Below are 21,035 nucleotides of genomic sequence, written 5' to 3' on the forward strand. Positions count from 1 at the left end.
CATTCGAGATTAAATGCTGAGTCGTGCTGTAGCGGGATCGTAAACAACAGACGTAATCGACCCATCCCGAATCCGCTGTACCACCTCATCGATCACATGCAACGGCACTAAAAACCACTCTCTCGGCTTCACCGGATGACCAAAGCGGTCTTGGATGGTCAGCTCAAGCTGCGCCGGTGCAAAGATGCGATGGAAGAGGGCTTCCAGCTTACGGCGGTTGATGCCGGCCAGCTTGTAGGTGGCGACCACTTCGACATCGGCCAGCAGGTAGGTGGCATCGTGTGCTGCGTTGGCGATGCGGGTTTCCACCTTGCCTCCCGTGACGCCGATCTTGTGAATCAGCTCGCGGTGCTCGGCAACGTATGGGTGTTCGGACAGGCTGCGCAGCACATATATGGTACCGCTTTCTATGTCGTCCTCTTCCCAGGTCTCGCTGAACAGCGGCCCGGCATCTGGCTCAGTGATACGGCGGCTTGCTTCATCCTTATAGAGCGCTCTAACCAGCGACAGTCGCAGCAAGTTGTTTTCCGTTCCGTTGGAGAAAATCACCCGTAAGCGTGCATCCTTCTTTCCTTGGGGCGAATCAAACTCCTCCCCCTCATCAGCCACATAGGCGGTCTGTCCGTCCACGATGAACCATTGATTTACCTCAATGGTGGCATTCTTACCGAATGGCCGAGTGGTTCGCAGCCCGGACTTTAGCTCACTGTCTACTTGTTCAAACAGCGGCTTGAAGGTCTCAAAGTCCTCGCACTTCTCTCTGTGTGCGACCTCTTCTGCAGCTCGTTTCTCCGCGCTGGAACGGACATGCCTCAGTTCGGTAAGCTCAGGCGCCCCGGCGGCACCGGCCAACTCGGCAAGCAAGGCGTCATCGTCCACAGTCTCTACGGATTCCGCTTCGATGGCGTAATCGCCATCGAGCAGGCCCTGGTGATCAAATGGTGTCACCAGGATTCGGCATTCCTCAAGCGCGCGTATGCGGTCCAAGCGCACGGCATAGAGTCGTTCGAAGATGTCTTTGTCTTCGCCATGCTGTGGGGTGCGGCCATGGTGGTCGACAAAGCGCTGGATCTCTTCAAAACCAGCGATGATGCGCTCTTCGCGTGCAGAGCGGCCTTTCTTCTTCTCGGGCTGGGCGAAGCCGTCCAGTTCGTCGCGCAATTCGTCCAGATCAGTCATAACGGCCCTCATCCTTGAAGCGCACGAAAGCGGCAGCACCCTCAGCCATGCGTTGTTCCCATGCATCCTGTGAGCTGATAGAAGGCAGCCGACCGCGCTCCCTTTTGAATTTGAAAGCCCTCACAGCAAGCTCCTTGGCGTCTTCTGGCGTCAGATTAGTACGTTTACCGGAGATAACTGCCGCCACCTGTTTCAGGCTGTCTTCGCTCATGGTCTTGGCAAGAATCGCATAGGCCTCACTGAAGGGATTGATGCGATCAATCAGGTCGATATCGAGATCATGCACATTCACGAATTTTCGCACACCAGCAATCAGAGCCGTATTTGGCTTGGGATCGTTTGTATCAACGGTGCTCTCTCCCTCTAGCAGCTGCTTGGCCTGCTGGGTGAGATTCAGGGCTGCGATGGCGTGTTGACGAACGGCCTCTTGGTCTTCCTCATCGAGGTTGGGATAACGGTCCTTGATGATCTTGCCCAAGTGTACCTGGGTAAGCTCTTCAGGTACCAACTCCTCATCGAACAGACCACGCTCAATAGCGCTTTTGTCTTGCACAAAGCTGGCAATGACCTCGTTCAGATCTTCCTGGCAAATACGATTGGCCTCCTCGCTTTTTGGCTCAGCCAAACCATTGATTTCTATTTGATACTTTCCAGTTTCTTCGTTGACCCCCACGTTGCACTTGTCAGGGTCATAGCCCTCCTCACCGTAGTCGAAGCCTTCCTGCGGGCCACTGGTGGGTTTTTTGGGCGTGAACTCGAAACGCGGGGCCAACACTTGCTCCATCAACAGACTGGCGGCAATAGCTTTCAGGGTATCGTTGATAGCTTCCGTCACAGCCTGCTCAGCAGCATCGGGTTCTGCAATCAGGTTGGTGAAGCGTGCCCGTGTTTTGCCTGGGGCATCCCGGGTGGCGCGGCCGATTATTTGCACGATTTCTGTGAGGCTATTGCGATAGCCTACCGTTAGCGCATGCTCGCACCAGATCCAGTCAAACCCCTCTTTAGCCATGCCCAGCGCAATAATAATATCAACGTAGTCACGGTCTGTTTTCATTGACAGAGCTCTGAGACTTTCCTGTATCCGTCCTTGATGTGCTGGATCGACTAGATCAGCAATCTTCAGAACTTTTCCCCCTGGTATTTTTACCAGCTGGAACCCCGTCACCGGATCAGCTCCTTGCCACTCACCGAGCTCCTCAAAGATGTGTTCAACTTCCTTGATCTTCTGACCGCTGCTCTCTCGGGAATTGACGCTGGGGATATGGACGATGGTTTTCTCGGCTGGATTAAGAACCTTGAGTATGTCGTCAGCGTAGGAGCCTGAATAGAAGTAGTAGCCAATATCGAGCTGCTTTAGGTATTCATAGCCGTTGAGCTGCTCGTAGTAGGTGTAAGTGACGGTATCGAAGCGCGACTCGTCATGGGGGGCCAGCACTGCCTCGGCATCCCCTCGGAAATAAGAGCCGGTCATGGCCACGATATGCACTTTGTCGCGGGCAATGAACTCCCCCAAGTGAGCACCTAGTTTGTTGTCGGGGTTGGCCGAGACGTGGTGAAACTCATCCACTGCAACCAGTCGGTCGTCGAAGACGGTAACGCCAAACTGTTCGACGGCAAAACGGAAGGTCGCATGGGTGCAGACCAGTACCTTGTCGTCACTGGCCAGAAAAACGCCCAGCGATTTGACCTTACCCCCATTATCGGAGCCAGGTGCATTACACAGGTTCCATTTCGGCTCCACGTGCCAGTCTGCCCAGAAGCCGAAATTACTGAGCGGTTCATCGTTGAAGCTGGAACCTATAGACTTCTCTGGCACAACGATAATGGCCTGCTTGAGTCCTTGGTTGTGGAGTTTGTCAAGCGCAATAAACATCAAGGCCCGGCTTTTACCGGAAGCCGGTGGCGACTTGATCAGTAGGTATTGCTCACCGCGCCGCTCGTAGGCGCGCTCCTGCATGGGACGCATGCCCAACGCATTGGACTTGGTGGAGCTGCCATTGCTGGCATACGAGACGGAAACAGAGGGTACGATCTTTGTCATAGCGCGACACCTGTCAAGGCTTCTTGCCCTTGTGTTTGAGGTCTTGTTCCAGTTGTTCAATTTCCTTCAGGTCAGCGACATCGGCTGCCTTGGCTTCCGCAATACGCCGCTGCTGGTCGAAAATCTCATAACGTTCCCGGGCGACCTTCTCCATATTCTCACGGCTAACCGATCCAGCACCTTCGAGAATGGGCTGGTCATTGAAGGCCAGCATCTTGTCGACGTTGCTACGCCAGAAGTCCAGGGTCAGATCCTTCTGTTGCTTCACCCGAAGCTCTGCCTGTTCCAGGAAGATCACTACCAGCCGGTTGAGCGTGTCGATCTCGTCGGCTGTTAGGTAGTTCTTGGCCACGATGACGTCGTGCTTGCGTACCCGTGAACCGCTCCAGTTAGTCAACGCCATGTTGGGTTGGCTGGGGTCTGAACGCTTCAGGATCAGCTCAGCGGCCGTGTGTCCGGTGGTGGCATAGAGCAGCTTGTTCTGCACCTCGGCAAAGAACTGGGCGGTCTCTCGCTCGCGGGCCTGGTAGTCGGAACTGAGGGCAAATAGATCACGGACCTTCTGGTAAAAGCGTTTTTCCGAGGCCCGTATGTCCCGGATGCGCTCCAGCAATTCGTCGAAGTAGTCCCAGCCACTGGGGTTCTTCAGGCGTTCGTCATCCATTACGAAGCCCTTTAGCAGGAACTCCTTGAGGTGGGTGCTGGCCCACTGGCGGAACTGCACACCCCGTGGCGAGCGGACGCGGTAGCCAATGGCCAAGATGAGATCAAGGTTGTAGTAACTGATCCGTCGCTTCACCTGGCGATTGCCCTCGGACTGAACTGTCAAGGATTCCTTGACAGTTGCTTCCGGGGCCAACTCATTGTCTTCAAATATGTTTTTGGCATGCAGAGAGACGTTCTGCTTGGTCGTCTGGAATAGCTCAGCAATCTCCATCTGGCTTAGCCAGATGCTGTCCCCATCCACCCGAAGGTGCAGTTGGGTCCGGCCGTCTTCCGAGGTGTATAGGATCAGTTCGCTCATGGATTGGAGCCTCCTTGCTGACGACTTACAGCCTTCTGGTCATCCGACATGGCTCTTTCGAACCAACTGGGTACTTCAATATCTTCATGGTTCAAAATATTTTCAGGGACATCTTTCCAAAAGGCCACAATCGCATCTGAGAAAGCTTGTAGCTGATCATCACTCACAGATAGGTGAGTGTGATCCAAATAATCCAAGTCTGAAAAGGCATCATCAATGTGGTTGAATGGGTGAGAAAGATGCTCTGGGTAACTCTTCTTCAAATCATTCAGCGAGTTCCCCTTGCCATGCTTATAGACATTGACCACCAAGCGACAAGCATCCAGTTTAGGAAAATAATCTTGACTGCGAACTTGCCAACCAAGGCCTTCCAATAGGTCAGCCAGCTTGCCAAAATCCACGGTCCATACTTTTTTTGCAACAATTTCTTCGGTATGCCAATGGCGTATTTCATCTGTCAGCCATTTACGAAAATGCTTATCCCATTCGTGATACATCCCAGCAGCAACGCTAAGATAGGTTCTGTCGCGCATCTCGCTGAGGAGCTGGTAGAACTCAATGTCAGCGGCACTTGCGGACTCGTAGAAATCTCCTTCATCATGCCGATCAGGGTCAAAGCAAAGGCTGTTTTTCTCCAACCACTCATCGGAGGCCTTGTCTGCTTCAGCCTCAATGTCATCAAATTGCGAGAGAAGTCGTATCTTGGCTTGATTCACATAAAAGTGATGCCCGGCAATCAGCGACTGACGGAAAGGCTCCCACATTTGAAAAAGGGAGTATCCTTCCTTCATGATACCTCCCGTTTTGCCTTGCTCTTTGAAGGCGAGGAAGCTGTCATTCTGGTATACAGCTCAAACAGCTTCTCCAGGCGCTCGGTGTCGTTCTTGAAGCGCCGACCGATGTAGATGCGCTCCAGCACTTCGTCGTTCTTCTCGTGGGCTTCACGCAGGTTGACGGGCATATTGTCTGAATCATATAGATCGGCAATAGTCGCAGGAAAATGAGCTTCACGGGCCAAGAGGATATCTTCAGCACAGCGGGTCAGATCGGCTTTGTTTTTCTCAGTAAGAGTTGGAATAGGGAAAGTGTTCCAGCCAAGGGTATTGGAATAGCTAAAATCAGTACGCATACGCACGCAAACTGTACCTATCCACACCCAATGGAGGCGCGAGGCTACTAATGAAAAATTCCAAAGTGGCGCATCAAAAAGTGCAAAACACTTATTAGACAGAACAGCGTTTCTCCCCAAGAGATCGACTGGGAGGAAATCTCGGTTCTCTGACGATACAACTGGCACGGCAATAGTATTCTGTTTACCAGTATTCATCTCCCTAAACTGATGGGGACGCTTTACCATACCGTTTGACACCGCATCCTTAGATTTTTTTCTCTTATCGACACCAGCTTTCATGCGTGCTCGCAGATCAGCCAATTCTAGTATCTCGTTTTCAGGCTTTTCTTCGAACCAAAGACAGTACCTAGCTTTGGCATTAATAACTTCGGTGGAACCGTAAAAACGTTTAATATGACTTTCAGGAACTCCTCTCGCCTTTAACTCAAGCATCTTATTAGGATCCATCAACAAATGCTCTGAAAGGCCATAATAGTTCCCTTTAATCATTGGCTGCATGCCTGAAATTGGCTTTACCACAGCAGACACCCAATAATTTTTTTGGGGCAATAAATAGCCGTTAATATTAGGTGTTTGAAGTTTTGAATCCCCGTCAAAAAGTGAAGCCACCCCCTTGGCGAGATCAGACCCAATAATTACAACAGTGACTCCCGCATCATGGGCTGCAAGATTCGACCATTTAAAAGACCGTACTGCGAAAAAAAACCGAAGTCCTTTATCAAATAAAGGCTTCCAAAAATTAGAAACGTGTTGGCCTTGTGCAATACTATTTGTCGCAACAAATGCAAATTTAGTGGGGGTAGTTTTCGCAAATTCAAAAGCTTTGATAAACCAGCCACATACATAGTCTAGCAAGCCCCATTTTTCAAACTTACCATCAAGAAGGAATTTAAGGTCAGCCTTTTGCTCATCGGTTTTTCTTGCATTTCCTTTATACGGTGGGTTTCCGCAAATGTATGTTTCTCCACCCTCATTTTCGAAATCAATCTGTGCCTGGTCCAGCGGCAATTCAAATAAATCATCAGCTTGCAGCTTGACCCCCGTTCCTGTTGGCGGGCAAATGCTCAACCAGTCCAGTCGTAGGGCGTTGCCGCAGGTAATCCAGTTATCTGAGCTAAGGGGTAAAAACTCGGCCAGTGCCAGCTTCTTGCCACGGTAATGCAAGTCACATTGGTACTCGGCAATAATCAACGCTAGACGAGCAACCTCGGCTGAGAAATCTCGCAGCTCAATGCCTCGGAAATTGGTCAGCGGTATCTCGGTAGGTCGATTTGGCTCACCACGACGCTGATTGATCTTAGCTTCAATCTCACGCATCTGCTTGTAGGCGATAACCAAGAAGTTACCTGAGCCGCAGGCGGGATCAAACACGCGAATTTTGGCCAGACGGTTGCGCAGGTTCAGCAACTTTCGCGAATTCTCGCCAGCGTCTTCCAGCTTGCCGCGCAGATCGCTCAAGAATAGAGGATCCAGTACCTTAAGGATATTTGGCACACTGGTGTAATGCATCCCCAGCGCGCCGCGCTCTTCGTCGTCCGCGACTGCCTGGATCATGGAGCCGAAAATGTCGGGGTTGATCTGGGTCCAGTCCAGACTGCCAATGTGTAGCAGGTAGGAGCGCGCAATCTTGCTGAAGCGTGGAACCGCAACGCTACCTGAAAACAGCCCGCCATTCACATAAGGGAAGCCATCATCTGCCCAGCGGGGAATACTTGCTGTAGTGCGTTCGGCCTGTTTGGTGTTCATGGCACGGAAGATTTCGCTGATCACCTCGTGGGTATTGGCGGAATCCCGTGCGCTCATCTGGGCCACGGTATCGGTAAACAGGCCGCTACCAGCGAAAATGTCAGTATCTTCCGCGAAGAAACAGAAGATCAGACGTGCCATGAAGTGGTTCATTTCATGGCGCTGCTCCTCCGTACCCCAGTCAGGATTGTCCTTCAGCAGCTCCACATACAGCCGATTCAGGCGGCTGGTAGCGCGAATGTCAAAGGAACTGTCGCGCACCTGCTTGACCGTGGTGATGCCCGCCAGCGGTAGGAAGAAACCGAAATGGTCAGGGAAAGCCTCATAGGTGCAGGCCACCGTCTCACCAGTTTCCAGATCTTCAGCCTCGAAAAGCACGCCATCGGTTGCCAGGATGTAGCGCGCCTTGGCACGGGTGGTCGCCGGGCTGGCCTTGAGATCCTCCAGTGTTCGCGTAACGGCTCCGGCATCCGCCACTGCGATATGGATATTGTTGGTCTGCAACACGCCGCCAAGATCGGACTTGTTGGATGCACCCGAGCGCAGCCGTTTGATGGTAGTAGCCTTATTGCCGAAGGCTTCCAGGAAGGCATAGGGGAATTCAGCCGGGTCAAAGGGCTGTTGTGCCAGATCTGATATTGCGGCTTCGATTTCTACTGCGTTCATGATGTGCCATTTATCCTGTTCGCCTTCTGGCGAGTGCTGCGTTTTTAGCCGCTAAAATTTTCGCCGTCCAACTTACTTGGCGTTATGCGGCTTTCATCTTCCACGGGTTGATTACCGACACGCCTATTGCTTCGAAGCGTTCGGGAGCTCTCGTTGCCACGGCAATTCCGTTGGCTAGGGTGATCGCTGCGATGTAGCCATCGGCGACAGTGAGCTCGGTGCGAGTTTCTCGTGCCTTCACCATCAACCCGGCATAGGCCTGTGTATAGGGAACTGAGCTGGGGTAACGAGGCCAGCAACCGATTTGTTCGTGGTAACGAACGTCAATCGGCATGCAGGAACGCCTCCGGCACCGTCACGTGATATTCCCTGTCCAGCTTGCCGCCCTGGCAGAGCTGCCGCTTGCCTTTGCCGAGGTCCAGTCGGCGTGGTTCCAGACGACCGTACCAGGCATGCCCGGCGTGGCGAGCCAGCACCAGGAAGGCACGCTTCGTTCTCACCGAACGGCACCCCTCCAACAATGCCTGCAGCCGGCGCGGACGCAGCGTATTGAGCCCGCCGAAGGTGTCGACCAGCTCACTGCTGAACAGCAGCTCATTCGGCGTCACGGCGATCCACTCCAGGACCGCTCGCTCGGGGGTCGATACCTGCAAGCTAAAGGTCCTGCCATCCGGCGCGTAGTCCGTGAAGCTGCCGGGAAGCTGCACCGGCAGGCCCTTTTCGGAGTGGAGCACCATCCGCCCTGCCCACTCGGCATAACTCAACCACCGGGGCAGCCGAACGGCTTCCTTGCCATACAGGTGCGTTGTGCTCTCCCCCATGGGTAGATAGTGGACAAAGCCATGCAGTGCCAGGGCTGTCTGGCCCCCCGGCCAAAATGGTGGCATCCCCGAGCCGTCGCTCGACTGCAGGGCGAAAACAGCGCTCTCCCAGGTAAGAGGCTCTCCCGCTTGGCAGTAGGCGCCGTGCCCCACGCGTTGCAGCCAGCCACTGCTGGCCAGCTTACGCGCCTGATCCGAGGTGACGCCGTGTGACACCAGCCAGGCGGTCGTTACAACAGCGCCATACGGGATCTTGTGCAGCATCTGGTTTATTTTCACGTAAAAAAGCGGCCTTAAATTCCGTCTTCAGAGTGAAGAATAAACCACACAGGTTTATCTTCAAGCATGTAATCGCCATTAATGGCCGCTTTAGAGGAAAAACTTAAACCGAAAGCTGAGTCTCCGGCCTTCCTTTAGGCCGAATTCAGCGGGAGGTAGTTTGAGGAACAAAGCTAGCAGAGAAGGTCGCTGCAGGAGACAAAGCGGCCACACATCACGTCAATCCTGATAGTGCGTGTACTTTTTCGCACTTCCCTTCACCTGGTCGGCGGGATATTGCTCCGCATTCTTCTCCATCTTCGCCCGGCATGCAGCTTCGATATCCACGTCCAGCTTGCCCGCCAGCCGGATCAGATAGAGCTGCACATCGGCAATTTCGTCGCGCACGGCGGTCAGTTGCTGCTCATCCAGCTCCCTGGACTGCGCCTCGGTCAGCCACTGGAAGCACTCCTGCAATTCAGCTGCCTCTACCGTTAGCGCCATGGCCAGGTTCTTGGGCGAGTGGAACTGGTCCCAGTCGCGCTCGGTGGCGAACTGGTCCATAGCGTCTCGGAGCTGCTTGAACGGGTCTGACATCCAAGGCTCACCTGGTTCTGCGGTATCGGATAGCGGTGAGCATGCCTGCTCTACCGCTCGCTATCTAGCCTACATCGGCATAGCCGGCGATCCGGCCGCCCACTCGCTCACAGCACGGTGAGGAATTCGCCGATGACCTTCAGGTCCTCGAGCTCGTTCTCGAGCACGATGTCCTTATAGCCGAGGCGTTGGTCTGGGGCTTCAGCACGATGCGCTGGTTCACGAGCTCGCCGTACTTCTCGACCTTCGCTCTGGTGCAGCTTGATCGTGAAGCTGCCGCCGTGGTCCGGGTCCTCGATGGCGCGATGCTGCACCACGACGACCTTGCCCTGCCGTGTGCCGCCGGGGTTGGCACGGAACAGACAACAGGCGCCATTGGGGATGCGCCGAATCATCGAACTCCTGTAATGATCAAATGATTCCGAACAGCGACCAGGGTGAGCCAGCACCAGCAGATCTATTGATGATCTACCTTCTGCTTCGGCGCATCCTCGCCCACTAAAGCAGGCTTACCGTCTTGCCAAACGACGGCGTAATGGCCTAGCCGACGCTTACGCTCCAGCGCTTCAGAGACGGCGGCTCGGAGGCTATCGAGCATGGCTTGGGTATCCGGTATCAGTTGTGCCATGGTTTTGACTCCATAATTTATGCGCTGTAATGACAATCATCAAAAGCATAACGCTAAAGCTTTGTATGTTGAAAAAGCTGAGGCACCAACTGCCCTCATAAAGCAACGTTTGAGTAATACCAAGCGCTTAAAGCATCCATTTATTGTACAGACTAAGCGAAACGTAAACTAACATGTCAACCGTTGTTGCATGACGAACCAATATCATTCACTCAACAGAGTTGGCGCTCGCTGTGTTTAAAATGGCAATAGGACTGGAACAGATACGAGAGAAGGAGCGGGAAGGCAGCCACCTTCTTTTTTTAGAGAAGCCAGCGCTTGATAAAAACCAGAAATGGTGGGCCCAGTAGGACTTGAACCTACGACCAAGGGATTATGAGTCCCCTGCTCTAACCAACTGAGCTATAGGCCCGAAAAGCGTGCATATCATAGCGAATGTGGCGGGGCGAGGCTACCCTTGGGGCGCTATCTTGCGATCACCACGGCACTTTTACCCGATGGGCGAGTCTGCTGTGGAGTTCTTACTCTGGAGTCATGCCATGAAAGCCTTGTTTGCTCTTGTACCGCTGGTGCTGGCCGTGCCGGCCTTTGCGGATTGGCAGCTGGATTCGAGCCAGTCTCAGGTCGAGGCGACGATCACGCAGCTCGACGGCGCCTCGCCGCAAACCCATCGCCATCAGGTGCGTAACCTTCAGGGCAACATCTCGCCGGAGGGCACCCTGACGCTGCCGCTGAAGCTCAACCAGACCGATCTGCTTTCGCGCTTTGGCGAGCTGCCGGTGTGGGCGCGGCTTCTGACCGACTCCACCCTGGTGACGTTGAACGCGCAGATGTCGCCGGATCGTTTGGACGCGTTGGATATCGGCGAGTCGATGGTGGAAACCCTCACCTTCCGCGTGCAGAACGAGGGCATCAACCGCCAGGAAGAGGTGCCGCTGCGTTTTACTCGCGAGGGCCTGAACCAGGTGCGCGTGACCCACGCCGAGCCGATGGCGCTCGACGGCAGCACGCTGATGGCCAACAACACGGTGCGCAGCGTCATGTCGCTTTTGGGCTACCAGCAGATCGCCGATCACGTGCCGGTCACGCTCGATGCGCTGCTGGTGAACCGCTAGTTCAAGCAGGCATTGCCGCTCGGCGCACGTTGGCCAGTAGCGGGCTTCCGGTATCCGGGTCAGTGAGCAGCGTGCACTCCACCTGGTAGAGTTTGCGCACCAGGTCCGGCGTTACCACGTCTTCCGGCGCGCCCTGGTCGATGATCTGGCCGTCGCACATGGCGATGATATGGTCGGCATAGCGGCAGGCGCTGGCCAGGTCGTGCAGCACCATCACCACGGTGCGCCCGTGGTCGCAGGCCAGGTGGCGCACCAGCTCGAACACTTCGATCTGGTGGCCCAGGTCCAGCGCCGAGGTCGGCTCGTCGAGTAATAGAAGCGGCGTTTGCTGGGCGATGGTCATGGCGATCCAGGCGCGCTGGCGCTGGCCGCCGGAGAGCGCGTCGATGGGCCGCTCGGCGAGCGCCTCTAACCCCGCCGCCCCCAGCGCGTGCTGCACCACCCGCTGATCCTCCGCCGACCATTGGCGCAGCCATCCCTGGTGCGGCTGGCGACCAAAGCGAATCAGCTCGGTGACCGTCAATCCTTCCGGCGCGACGGCCTCTTGCGGCAACAATGCCAGCTGCGTGGCGAGTTTGCGCGAAGGCAGGCCTTGAATGTCGGCGCCATCCAGCAGCACCGTGCCTTCATCCGGCTTGTGCAACCGGGCCAGGCCCGCGAGCAAGGTCGACTTGCCACAGCCGTTGGGGCCCACGATCGCGGTCACGCGGCTGCTGGGCAGTTCGACGTCCAGCCCGTCAATGACCCGGCGCGGGCCGTAGCTCATGCCAAGGGTTTGGGTCGCAAGCGTTGGCGGGGTGAAAACGTCCTTCATGGGCGACTCCTTTGCGGGCGCATCAAGATCCAAAGAAGCCAGGGGCCACCGACGATGGCGGTAATGATCCCTACGGGCAGTTCGATCGGCGCCATCATGGTGCGCCCGAGCAGGTCTGCCAGTACCATCACCAGGGCGCCTGAGAGCGTGGCAGCCAGTACCGGCACGTGGCGCGGCGAGCTGAGCGCCCGGGCGATCTCGGGGCCGATCAGCCCGACCATCCCCACCGGCCCCGCCACGGCCACGGCCAGCGCGGTGAGCACGACCGAGAGCATGAGAATCTGAAAGCGTCGTGCGTCGACGCTGACACCCAGCCCGCGCGCGGTCGCTTCGCTGAAACGCAGCACGGTGAGCGAGCGCGCCAGGCCGAATGCCAGCACGAACCCGAGCGCAAGTCCAATACCGAGTAGCTGTACCGAGCCGCCGCCCCTGGCGTTGAGCGAGCCCACCGTCCAGGGGTAGGCAGCGTTGGCGGTGTCGATGCCCACGCGGGCCAGCATGAGCTGGGTCACCGCGCCAAACACCGCACCCACGCCAATCCCCGCGACGATGAAGCGATAGCCCTGGGTGCCGCTACCCGTGGCCAGGCCGAAGGTAAGCACTGCGGCGGTAACCGCACCGGTCAGCGCCATGGCCGAAGGCGCCAGCGAAAACCCGAGGCCCACCACCGAGGCTACGGCAAACGCCGTGGCGCCGTTGTCGATGCCGATGATTCCGGGGGTGGCCAGGCGGTTGCGCGCCAGGGTCTGCATCAATATGCCGGCCAGGGCGAAGGCGCCACCGGCCAGCCACCCCGCCACCAGCCGCGGCAGGCGTAGCTCCTGAACCATGAAGGCGGTCATCATGTCGCCCTGCCCAACCAGCGCCTGAACGACCGCCCGCGGGTCGAGGGTGGTGGTGCCCAAACTCAGGTAAGCGATGCTGGCGAGCAGTAGCGCGAGTGCCAACAGCAGATTGACGCCGACGCTGCGCTTTTCGATCAGAATACTCAGGCCGCTGCCGTCACGGTCGCCCAAACGCCAGTAGCCGTCGGGTGGACGCAGCGTCGGTGACGCTTGCGACGAGGTCTCGAACATCGCCGCACCAGGCACCCGCGACGCACTATCTTGCTTTAACATCTCTCTTCAACTCGGAAAATCACATGCAAGGCCCACCCAGGGCGCGTTTTAGAGCATCGGCAATCGGCGCGCGCGCACCACCGCCACCAGCACCGGGGCGCCGAAGAGCGCCGTCAATACGCCCAGCGGAAGCTCGGAAGGCGCCACCACGACGCGGGAAACGATATCCGCCGCCAATACGATCAAGGGCCCTACCGGCAGGCTGACCCACAGCGTGCGGCGAATGTCCGGCCCGACGAAGGCGCGGGCGACAAAAGGTACCACAAGGCCAACGAAGGCGATGGGCCCGGCGATCGCCGTGGCCGCCCCCACCAGAAGCGCCACGCAGAGAATGATCAGTGCGCGAATGAGGCGCGGATGATGCCCCAGCCCGCTGGCCATGCGCTCACCCAGCGCCAGCGCCGCCAGCGGCCGTGCCAGAAGCGCAATCAGCACGCCGCAGAACACGATGGTGGGCAGAACCGCGACCAGATCGTCCAATCGACGCCCGGCCAGGCTGCCGACGACCCAGAAGCGGATCTCGTCGGCGGAGCGCTGATCGAAAAACAGAATCAACGAGGTGAGCGCGCCCAGAAGCCCCGAGAACGCGGCGCCGGCCAGCACCAGGCGCACCGGGTCGTTGCCCACGCCGCGAAAACGCGCCACCCCCAGCACGCACAGACACCCCACCAGGGCACCGAGCTGCGCCACCGAGATACGCAGCGTCGCCGCACTCGCGCCCAGCACCAGAGCCAGCGCCACGGCAAAGGCCGCCCCAGCGCTCACGCCCAGAAGGCCGGGCTCCGCCAAGGGGTTACGCGTCACCGCCTGCAACAGCGCTCCGGACACGCCGAGCGCCATGCCCACGGCAAGGCCGATCATCGTTCGCGGAGCGCGCAGCTCCCACACCACGAAGCGCGCCTCGGCGTCGTCGGCGCCCAACAGCATGGCGATCACCCGCGAAGGCGATACGCTGCCCGCCCCGATGAGTAGACTAACGACACTCACCGCCACGAGGGCGGTGAGTAGAGAGACGATCAGCGTTCGGGTATCGAGACGCCGGGAAAGAGTCAGCGCTGTCACTGCAACAGGGCTTGTTCGATATCGTCCAGAATGACCTGCGCTGCCAGCGGGCCGGAGGTGCTGCTCCATACCTGGCCATCTACCGGCACCACGTGCCCGGCCTGAACCACGTCCAACCGTTCGAAGGCGCTACTCTGGCGCGCCGCCTCGAGCGCTTGCTCGCCGTCTTCGTTGAGCGTGGCCAAAAACAGCCAGTCGCCATCGATCTGTGAAAGATTCTCGAGACTCAACACGTCGCTATGCGGGCGCCCTTCGGCGACCAGGCCGCCATCCTCGGCCTCGATACCGGTGGCGGCGAGCACGCCAGTGGCGAAGAGCTCTGCCGACATCACCATCGGGCCGCCCGGCATCCAGCGCACCACGTAGGCGTTACCGCCTTCGCCTGCTTCTTCGATACGCGATTTGATGCTGGCTGCGCGCTCGTCGATGTCTCCAAACACGCGCTCGAGCTCCTCCTCCTTGTCCAGCGCCTGGGCGTACAAGCGAGCCTCGTCGCGCCAGCCGTCGCGGGTCAAGCCGTCGGCATCCGGCACCACGGTCGGGGCGATACGCGAGAGCAGCTGGTACTGCTCGTCGGGAAGCTGCGAAGGCGCCAGAATCAGGTCGGGCTCCAAACGCAGCACGGCTTCGATGTTGGTTTCCCGCGGTACGCCAACGATCTGCAGCTCGTCGAGGTCGGTGTACTCGCCGAAGTAGTCGGCGACGGTGTCCACGCCGCGCGAGGTAACCGCGCCCAGCGGCGTGACCCCAACCGCAAGCGAGGTATCCAGCGCGCCTTCATGCAGGGTCACGATACGCGTCGGGGCGTCGGGCACGTCCACCTCGCCAAAGGCGGTACTCACTTCGCGGGCCTGGGCATTCGCCATCAGCCCCCCCATTACTACACTCGCCAAGCCAACACGCAGTACGTAACGCAGCATCGTATGCCCTCTTGCATCACTGGAAGGAAGGGTCGAAAAACCCACGAGACCCTGATTGAAAACCCGGTCACGATACCAGATCGTGCCAACGCTGAATAGTAAGTATTCTCAAACGCAATTGCATTACCCGACATGCCGAGTTGTCTACACATCCCTTCATCAAGGTCGATTAGCGACCCAAGCTGCTATAGCGATAAAAAATAGCGCGCTAAAGGTTGCTCGAACCGCAACGCAACGTTCCGTGATATTTTCTCGAATTTGGGAACTATTGTTTTTAGACTCTCGATCACATTTGATAACAAATCTCATTCAAATCAGAATCGTCATTTCGTTCGACTCGTCTACCACGTTCAAGCAAGGGTTGCTTCATGGCTCGCTTCACCCGCTCCGCTATCGCCAGCGCCGTCGCGCTGGGCACCGTCGCTCTGTCCGCTCACGGTCAGGAAACCGCGACCAATCTCGACAACCTAGTCGTCACCGCCGCCGGCTACGAGCAGACGCTCAACGACGCCCCGGCGAGCATTTCGGTGGTGACCCGTCAGGAACTCGAGCAGAACCAGTACTCCAACATCGCCGAGGCGATTCGCGACGTGCCGGGCGTGGATGTGCGCGCCGGCACCGGCAAGACCGGCGGTCAAAGTATCTCGATTCGCGGTATGCCCAGTAGCTATACGCTGATCCTGATCGACGGACGCCGCCAGAACACGTCCGGTGATGTCACGCCGAACGGCTTTGGGGAAACCTCCACAAGCTTCATGCCGCCGCTTTCGGCGATCGAGCGCATCGAGGTTATTCGCGGGCCGATGTCGACGCTTTACGGCTCCGATGCCATTGGCGGGGTGGTCAACATCATCACCCGCCGCATCGGCACCGACTGGGCAGGCTCGGTTACGGCGGAAACCACCATTCAGGAAGATCGCGACGCGGGTAACAGCCAGGCGCTCAACCTCTACGCTTCCGGCCCGCTGGTCGAGGACACTCTGGGCCTTCAACTTCGCGGTCGGGTGTTCGACCGCGACAGCTCCGAGCGGCTGGTCGAAGACAGCGTTGGCCGCGACCCCCGCCCTTCCGAGGCGCGCATCTACTCCATCGGCGGCCGCGTTAGCTTTACCCCGGACGACACCAACGAGATCTGGCTCGACGCCGAGCGCGCCCGCCAGGTCTATGACAACAGCGACTGCCGCCTGGGCAGCCGCGACGGCCTGCGCCGCAACGACTGCGAAACCCCGGCGCCGACCCAGTTCTTCGGCTACGAGGACGAGCTGCGCTTCGAGCGCGACCAGATCGCACTCGGCCACTCCGCGCGGCTGGCCGCCGGCACTTGGGACACCAGCATCACGCGTAACGAAACCGAGTCGCTCGGGCGCACCCTGCCCGCTGGCAACGCTCCGGCCTACGGCTACGTTGCCCAGGGCGGCGAGCCGCGCACGCTGAAAAACCGCGACACCGTGGTGGATACCAAATTCGTCGCGCCGCTGGATGCGCACATCCTTACCGTGGGCGGCCAGTACATCGACGCCAAACTGACGGACGCCACCGCCGGTAGCGAAGAGTTCAGCCAGTCGAGCTGGGCGCTGTTCGTCGAGGACGAGTGGATGCTCGCCGATGACCTGGCGCTGACCCTGGGCGGGCGCTACGAGAACCACAACGCCTTCGGCGGCCACTTCAGCCCGCGCGGCTACCTGGTGTGGAACACCACTGACGAGTGGACGCTGAAAGGCGGTATCAGCCAGGGCTACAAGACGCCGACGCTGAACCAGCTCCACAATGGCATCAACGGCTTCGGCAACCAGGGGCTCTCGGCAAGCCTTGGCTCGCCCAATCTCGAGCCGGAGAAGAGCACCAACTACGAGATCGGCGCGATCTACGACAACCTCGACGGTTTCTCCGCCGGCGCTACGGTGTTCTTCACCCAGTTCCGCGATCGGATCGCCGACGGCGACGATATCCCCAACTGCCAGTTCATCGACAGTAGCGGCAACCAGCCCTTCGCCAACGTGGCCAACTGCCTGAGCGTGGGCGACTTCACCACCCAGGACAGCTTCAGCCAGCAGATCAACGTCGACCGCGCCGAAACCCGCGGCCTCGAGCTGACCTCGAGCTACCAGTTCGCCCCGGCCTGGCGCGTAAGCGGCGGCTATACCTACACCGACACCGAAGTCACCTCCGGCGACAACGAAGGCCAGAAGCTGACCAATGCGCCCAAGCACAAGATCACCGCGGATCTGACCTGGGCGATCAACCCGCAGTGGAGTACTACCCTGGAAGGTGAGTACTACGCCTCGCGCGACCGCTTCACCGGCAATGTAACGGGCAGCGATGCCGCGCTGGTCGAGCAGCTGGGCAACAAGCTCGAAGGCTATGAGCTGTTCAATCTGCGCTCGACCTACCGCTTCACCGACAACGTTCGCCTGACCGGCACGGTGTACAACCTGTTCGACAAGGACTTCTCGGATTACGAGACCTACGAATTCGACGGCGACACCTTCATCGCCTACGACTACACCCAGACCGGCCGCGCCACCGACGGCGTTGCGCTCGACGGTCGCAGCTACTGGCTCTCCGCCACCTACGACTTTTAAACGCGGCAAGTTTCAATCCGATTCAATGCGCGCTCATGACGCTTGCTGACTCAGCCCCGGCCCAGGCCGGGGCTTTTTTTGCGCGCACGGGCATCATGGCAAAAGAAACGGCGCCATCAGGCGCCGTTTGAGTGAAGTCGTTTTGGATCAGAAATCGACGTTGAGGCCGAGCCAAAGGCGGCGGCCGTCTTCCATGTAGCCGTAGTCGTCGTAGTTCACGTCTTCGTCAAACAGGTTGTAGATCCCCGCGCTGACCGTGGTGGTGTCGTTGAGCGCGTAGCCAAGGCCCGTGTCCACAAAGGTGTAGGACGGCGCCACGAGCGAGCCGCTGGAGCGCCCGCCGGTGGGCTGGCTCTCTTCGCCGCGGTAGGTCACCCGGGTCCACTGGCTGAGCTGGCTATCGATTTGCCAGTCGAGCGAGGCCGACACCTGGTGCTTGGGTAGCTGGGTCAGCGGGTTGCCCTTGTACTCGCCGCTTTTCTGCTCCGAGTCGGTGTAGGTGTAGCTCGCCGACAGCGCCAGCGCGTCGGTGAGCGGTGCGCCGAAGCTCGCCTCTACCCCTTGAGTGACGGCCTCGTCAATATTGATGCGATAGGTCGGGTCGCTGCCGAACTGGTTGGCGCCGTCGACGCAGAGTTCGATCGGGCAGGCAACCCGCGAAATCTTGTCGTCGAAATCGTTATGGAACACCGTGAAGCTGCCGTTCAGGCCGCTGTCGTCGCCGTAAAGTAGCGCGATCTCCTTGTTGAGCGAGGTTTCCGGCTCGAGGTTCGGGTTGCCGTAGATATTGCCACCACGGCTGACCTGCCCCCAGCCGGGCGTGATCTCACGCAGCGCCGGCGCGCGAAAACCGGTCGAGACACCGCCTTTCAGCGTCCACTCCGGCGTCATGTTCCATACGCTGTAGAGCCTGGGACTTACATGACTGCCGAACTCTTCGTCCTTGTCCAGTCGCACCCCGCCGGTCACGGCGAAGGTGGGGGTCAACATCCACTCATCCTCGACGAACAGCGCCCAGCGGTCCTGGTCGATCCGATCAAGATCGGAAATCTGGTTGGTGGTGTCGTCTTCGAGCTCCTCTTTCTCGTAGCTCGCCCCGACCGTCACCATGTGCATACCCAGTGGCAACACCGCGCTGGTCTTCGCCGTAGTATTGGTAATTTCGATCTCGCGCGAGCGGTTTTCGCTGCTTTCACGCTGCACGAAGGTTTCCGTAGTGCCCCAGCCAAAGCTTCCACTATGGGTCAACGCGACGTGCTCGTTGGTGTACTCACCGAAACTGTCGGTACACTCACCGCGGCAGCCTTCGGCCTGGGCCGAGCGCCCGACCCGCGAGCGGCGATCCTGCTCGGTGATGCCCGCCTCGACGCTGAAGTCGTGGTTTTCACTGGCGTCCAGGCTCAGCCTGGCGGTCAAACTTTGCAGGCTCTTCTCTTCGTAGCCGTTGACGATGTCGTCCTCGTCGCGCTGGGAGGCGCGGCCGTACACCTCGAGGCCAACGATGTCTGACACCAGCGGGCCGCCAGCGTAGAAGTTCGCCTGGCGGCTATCGCCGGAATCGTTGTCCTGCTGCAAGGTGGTATCGATCTGCACGTTGCCGTGCCAGGTATCGGAAACGGTACGGGTGATCACGTTGATGACCCCGCCGATAGCGTCGGAGCCGTAAAGGGTGGACATCGGCCCGCGCACGATCTCGATGCGCTCGATGGACTGCAGCGGCGGCAACCAGTCCTGCTCGAAGCCGGCACTGCCGTTGGGCCGGCTCTGACGGCTTCGCCGCGGGCGCCCGTCCACCAGAATCAGGGTGTATTCGGCAGGCATGCCGCGAATCGAAATATCGTTGCCGTTATCACCGGCACCGCCGCCGGTGATGATTACACCGGGTACGTCGCGCAGCGCGTCGGTCACGTCCTGGTAGCGGCCGCGCTCGATATCCTCACGATTGAGCACGCTGATGGAAGCAGGGGCATTGGTGACCTGCTGTTCGAACCCTGCCGCGGTAACCACGATATTGTTCAGCGAGGTACTCTCCTGCCCCCAGGCCGGGGTAACGGCGAGCGCGGAGACTGCGCTTGCGAGCAGCGTTTTGCGCAAAGTGAAAGACATGACAGTGTTCCTATGATAATCCGATGATCGCGATGATGTTATAGCTTGCCAAATGCTAATTATTAGCATTTACATGCTCTCACATTTGGTTCGATTTCCCGCGAAACATCGCGTTGCGTTAAACGCAACCAGAATCGATCGTATTTTCATTTTCCTCTCGTACTGACACACTGCGTTACGTTCAATGCGGTATTATTTGCAAATGGCATTACGCTCACACGACGTAACCTTGACTCTGGCGGGCCCGCTTTCATGTACGATTTTGACGAACTCGTTGCTTTTTCAGAAGTGATGGCGACCGGTAGCCTGACTCAAAGCGCCCAAAAGATGGGCGTTGCCAAATCCACCCTTAGCCGACGAATCCGCCAGTTGGAAACGCGTTTGAATCAGCCGCTGCTGAGGCGTCAGGCGAATCAATTGACGCCCACCGAGGCGGGGGTTTTGTTTCATCGCTACTGCAATGAGCTTCTGGCGCTCGCCGGCCAGAGTCAGGAGGCGCTTGCGGAGTTACGTGAGGAGATCAGCGGCAAGATCACGCTGGAAGTACATGGCGTGCTGGCGAGAAACTGGGTCGCGAAGGTGGTGGAGAAGTTTCTGGACCGCCACCCGCGTATCGAACTCACGCTGCAAAGCCGGGAACGACCGCCCAGAACGCTCAAAAGCAACAGCGTGCATATATGGCTGGGAGCGCTCGATGAGGGCAAGCTCAACCAGGAGCGGCTGGGGCAAATGACCCGCGGGCTTTACGCCAGCCCGCGCTACCTGAGCCGGGCGCCATCGCTTTCCCATCCCGACGACCTGTATCACCACGCCTGGATCGATCTGCTCGATACCGCCGCGACCAGCTTGCCGCTCTACCACGCCAACGCGCCCGAGTACGTGTTCTCGCCGCCGCGCTCGCGCCTGCGGGTGGATCAAACCCTGATCCACGTGGACGCGATCGCCAGCGGGCAAGGTATCGGACTGCTGCCCCACTGGATCGTCAGTCGACGTGAGGAGTATCACCCGGGCGAGCTGATAGCGTGCCTTCCGGGTTGGGAGGCGAAGCCATTACCGATCACGATGCTGTATGCCTACGGCCACCAGTCACGCCGGGTGAGTGCGCTGTTGAGCTTTTTGCGCCAACACCGCCCACCCCACTGGTCGTCACCGGCCGCCTTCGAGCCCGCGAAGGCGTGAGCCGGGCGGGAAACCTTGCCAGCTAACGATACGATTGAGGACAATGG

General features: G+C 58.4%; 18 protein-coding genes and 1 tRNA gene. 3 read left to right on the forward strand and 16 right to left on the reverse strand.

Annotated elements, in window-relative coordinates; translation table 11 throughout:
• Positions 1-9 precede the first annotated feature (9 nt).
• The 11 genes from ACGK9R_RS08495 to ACGK9R_RS08545 form a co-directional block, all read right to left on the reverse strand.
• On the reverse strand, positions 10-1,179 hold the full coding sequence (locus tag ACGK9R_RS08495) for a GIY-YIG nuclease family protein (RefSeq protein ID WP_394580211.1): 1,170 nt from the start codon (positions 1,177-1,179) through the stop codon (positions 10-12).
• Positions 1,172-3,220, reverse strand: a complete 2,049-nt coding sequence (locus ACGK9R_RS08500) for a DEAD/DEAH box helicase (RefSeq protein ID WP_394580213.1) — start codon at positions 3,218-3,220, stop codon at positions 1,172-1,174. The genes ACGK9R_RS08495 and ACGK9R_RS08500 overlap by 8 nt, the downstream gene beginning before the upstream one ends.
• A 13-nt stretch (positions 3,221-3,233) precedes the next feature.
• Entirely contained in the window at positions 3,234-4,244 is a 1,011-nt protein-coding gene (locus ACGK9R_RS08505; protein ID WP_394580215.1) for a virulence RhuM family protein, read from the reverse strand.
• Entirely contained in the window at positions 4,241-5,035 is a 795-nt protein-coding gene (locus tag ACGK9R_RS08510) for a hypothetical protein (RefSeq protein WP_394580217.1), read from the reverse strand. Before ACGK9R_RS08510 ends, ACGK9R_RS08505 begins: the two co-directional genes overlap by 4 nt.
• Positions 5,032-7,788 carry a class I SAM-dependent DNA methyltransferase gene (locus tag ACGK9R_RS08515; RefSeq protein WP_394580218.1) on the reverse strand — a complete coding sequence of 919 codons (2,757 nt, stop codon included), beginning with the start codon at positions 7,786-7,788 and terminating at the stop codon, positions 5,032-5,034. Before ACGK9R_RS08515 ends, ACGK9R_RS08510 begins: the two co-directional genes overlap by 4 nt.
• Positions 7,789-7,870: 82 nt before the next feature.
• Positions 7,871-8,122, reverse strand: coding sequence for a hypothetical protein (locus ACGK9R_RS08520; protein WP_394580220.1), 252 nt, complete (start codon positions 8,120-8,122; stop codon positions 7,871-7,873).
• Positions 8,112-8,873: a type IV toxin-antitoxin system AbiEi family antitoxin domain-containing protein gene (locus ACGK9R_RS08525; RefSeq protein WP_394580221.1), complete on the reverse strand. Its 762-nt coding sequence runs from the start codon at positions 8,871-8,873 to the stop codon at positions 8,112-8,114. Before ACGK9R_RS08525 ends, ACGK9R_RS08520 begins: the two co-directional genes overlap by 11 nt.
• A gap of 234 nt (positions 8,874-9,107) precedes the next feature.
• Positions 9,108-9,464 carry a nucleotide pyrophosphohydrolase gene (locus ACGK9R_RS08530; RefSeq protein ID WP_394580223.1) on the reverse strand — a complete coding sequence of 119 codons (357 nt, stop codon included), beginning with the start codon at positions 9,462-9,464 and terminating at the stop codon, positions 9,108-9,110.
• 107 nt (positions 9,465-9,571) lie between these two features.
• Positions 9,572-9,859, reverse strand: coding sequence for a hypothetical protein (locus ACGK9R_RS08535; RefSeq protein WP_394580224.1), 288 nt, complete (start codon positions 9,857-9,859; stop codon positions 9,572-9,574).
• 62 nt (positions 9,860-9,921) lie between these two features.
• The gene (locus ACGK9R_RS08540; protein WP_394580226.1) at positions 9,922-10,092 is read right to left on the reverse strand and encodes a hypothetical protein; all 171 of its coding nucleotides are present in this window, start codon (positions 10,090-10,092) and stop codon (positions 9,922-9,924) included.
• A 335-nt stretch (positions 10,093-10,427) separates the two neighbouring features.
• Positions 10,428-10,504, reverse strand: a tRNA-Ile gene (locus tag ACGK9R_RS08545).
• A gap of 127 nt (positions 10,505-10,631) precedes the next feature.
• Between ACGK9R_RS08545 and ACGK9R_RS08550 the strand changes: the two genes are divergently transcribed.
• A complete protein-coding gene (locus ACGK9R_RS08550; protein ID WP_394580228.1) occupies positions 10,632-11,207 on the forward strand; it encodes a hypothetical protein in 576 nt (191 codons plus the stop codon).
• Position 11,208: 1 nt separating this feature from the next.
• Here ACGK9R_RS08550 and ACGK9R_RS08555 read toward each other — a convergent pair whose 3' ends face one another.
• The 4 genes from ACGK9R_RS08555 to ACGK9R_RS08570 all read right to left on the reverse strand — a co-directional run bounded on the left by ACGK9R_RS08555 (position 11,209) and on the right by ACGK9R_RS08570 (position 15,121).
• The gene (locus ACGK9R_RS08555) at positions 11,209-12,021 is read right to left on the reverse strand and encodes an ABC transporter ATP-binding protein (protein WP_394580230.1); all 813 of its coding nucleotides are present in this window, start codon (positions 12,019-12,021) and stop codon (positions 11,209-11,211) included.
• Positions 12,018-13,097, reverse strand: a complete 1,080-nt coding sequence (locus ACGK9R_RS08560) for a FecCD family ABC transporter permease (protein ID WP_394580556.1) — start codon at positions 13,095-13,097, stop codon at positions 12,018-12,020. Before ACGK9R_RS08560 ends, ACGK9R_RS08555 begins: the two co-directional genes overlap by 4 nt.
• A gap of 90 nt (positions 13,098-13,187) precedes the next feature.
• Positions 13,188-14,156: a FecCD family ABC transporter permease gene (locus ACGK9R_RS08565; protein ID WP_394580558.1), complete on the reverse strand. Its 969-nt coding sequence runs from the start codon at positions 14,154-14,156 to the stop codon at positions 13,188-13,190.
• Between the two features lie 41 nt (positions 14,157-14,197).
• Complete coding sequence (locus ACGK9R_RS08570) at positions 14,198-15,121, reverse strand: ABC transporter substrate-binding protein (RefSeq protein ID WP_394580232.1); 924 nt, start codon at positions 15,119-15,121, stop codon at positions 14,198-14,200.
• 368 nt (positions 15,122-15,489) lie between these two features.
• On the opposite strand from ACGK9R_RS08570, the gene ACGK9R_RS08575 reads away from it, so the two are divergent.
• Positions 15,490-17,703 carry a TonB-dependent receptor domain-containing protein gene (locus ACGK9R_RS08575; protein ID WP_394580234.1) on the forward strand — a complete coding sequence of 738 codons (2,214 nt, stop codon included), beginning with the start codon at positions 15,490-15,492 and terminating at the stop codon, positions 17,701-17,703.
• Positions 17,704-17,850: 147 nt separating this feature from the next.
• Here ACGK9R_RS08575 and ACGK9R_RS08580 read toward each other — a convergent pair whose 3' ends face one another.
• Positions 17,851-19,809 carry a ligand-gated channel protein gene (locus ACGK9R_RS08580; RefSeq protein ID WP_394580236.1) on the reverse strand — a complete coding sequence of 653 codons (1,959 nt, stop codon included), beginning with the start codon at positions 19,807-19,809 and terminating at the stop codon, positions 17,851-17,853.
• 252 nt (positions 19,810-20,061) lie between these two features.
• Here ACGK9R_RS08580 and ACGK9R_RS08585 point away from each other — a divergent pair, with 252 nt between their 5' ends.
• Complete coding sequence (locus ACGK9R_RS08585) at positions 20,062-20,988, forward strand: LysR family transcriptional regulator (protein WP_394580237.1); 927 nt, start codon at positions 20,062-20,064, stop codon at positions 20,986-20,988.
• The last annotated feature ends 47 nt before the right edge of the window (positions 20,989-21,035 follow it).

Origin of the sequence: Halomonas sp. HNIBRBA4712 (genome assembly GCF_043558675.1) — a bacterium.
GTDB lineage: Bacteria > Pseudomonadota > Gammaproteobacteria > Pseudomonadales > Halomonadaceae > Vreelandella.

Coding starts and splice junctions, on each gene's coding strand:
- ACGK9R_RS08570 (WP_394580232.1), bottom strand. CDS start 15,121: ATGCTGCGTTACGTACTGCGTGTTGGCTTGGCGAGTGTAGTAATGGGG.
- ACGK9R_RS08515 (WP_394580218.1), bottom strand. CDS start 7,788: ATGAACGCAGTAGAAATCGAAGCCGCAATATCAGATCTGGCACAACAG.
- ACGK9R_RS08540 (WP_394580226.1), bottom strand. CDS start 10,092: ATGGCACAACTGATACCGGATACCCAAGCCATGCTCGATAGCCTCCGA.
- ACGK9R_RS08525 (WP_394580221.1), bottom strand. CDS start 8,873: ATGCTGCACAAGATCCCGTATGGCGCTGTTGTAACGACCGCCTGGCTG.
- ACGK9R_RS08500 (WP_394580213.1), bottom strand. CDS start 3,220: ATGACAAAGATCGTACCCTCTGTTTCCGTCTCGTATGCCAGCAATGGC.
- ACGK9R_RS08560 (WP_394580556.1), bottom strand. CDS start 13,097: ATGTTCGAGACCTCGTCGCAAGCGTCACCGACGCTGCGTCCACCCGAC.
- ACGK9R_RS08510 (WP_394580217.1), bottom strand. CDS start 5,035: ATGAAGGAAGGATACTCCCTTTTTCAAATGTGGGAGCCTTTCCGTCAG.
- ACGK9R_RS08530 (WP_394580223.1), bottom strand. CDS start 9,464: ATGTCAGACCCGTTCAAGCAGCTCCGAGACGCTATGGACCAGTTCGCC.
- ACGK9R_RS08580 (WP_394580236.1), bottom strand. CDS start 19,809: ATGTCTTTCACTTTGCGCAAAACGCTGCTCGCAAGCGCAGTCTCCGCG.
- ACGK9R_RS08555 (WP_394580230.1), bottom strand. CDS start 12,021: ATGAAGGACGTTTTCACCCCGCCAACGCTTGCGACCCAAACCCTTGGC.
- ACGK9R_RS08520 (WP_394580220.1), bottom strand. CDS start 8,122: ATGCCGATTGACGTTCGTTACCACGAACAAATCGGTTGCTGGCCTCGT.
- ACGK9R_RS08535 (WP_394580224.1), bottom strand. CDS start 9,859: ATGATTCGGCGCATCCCCAATGGCGCCTGTTGTCTGTTCCGTGCCAAC.
- ACGK9R_RS08505 (WP_394580215.1), bottom strand. CDS start 4,244: ATGAGCGAACTGATCCTATACACCTCGGAAGACGGCCGGACCCAACTG.
- ACGK9R_RS08575 (WP_394580234.1), top strand. CDS start 15,490: ATGGCTCGCTTCACCCGCTCCGCTATCGCCAGCGCCGTCGCGCTGGGC.
- ACGK9R_RS08495 (WP_394580211.1), bottom strand. CDS start 1,179: ATGACTGATCTGGACGAATTGCGCGACGAACTGGACGGCTTCGCCCAG.
- ACGK9R_RS08585 (WP_394580237.1), top strand. CDS start 20,062: ATGTACGATTTTGACGAACTCGTTGCTTTTTCAGAAGTGATGGCGACC.
- ACGK9R_RS08550 (WP_394580228.1), top strand. CDS start 10,632: ATGAAAGCCTTGTTTGCTCTTGTACCGCTGGTGCTGGCCGTGCCGGCC.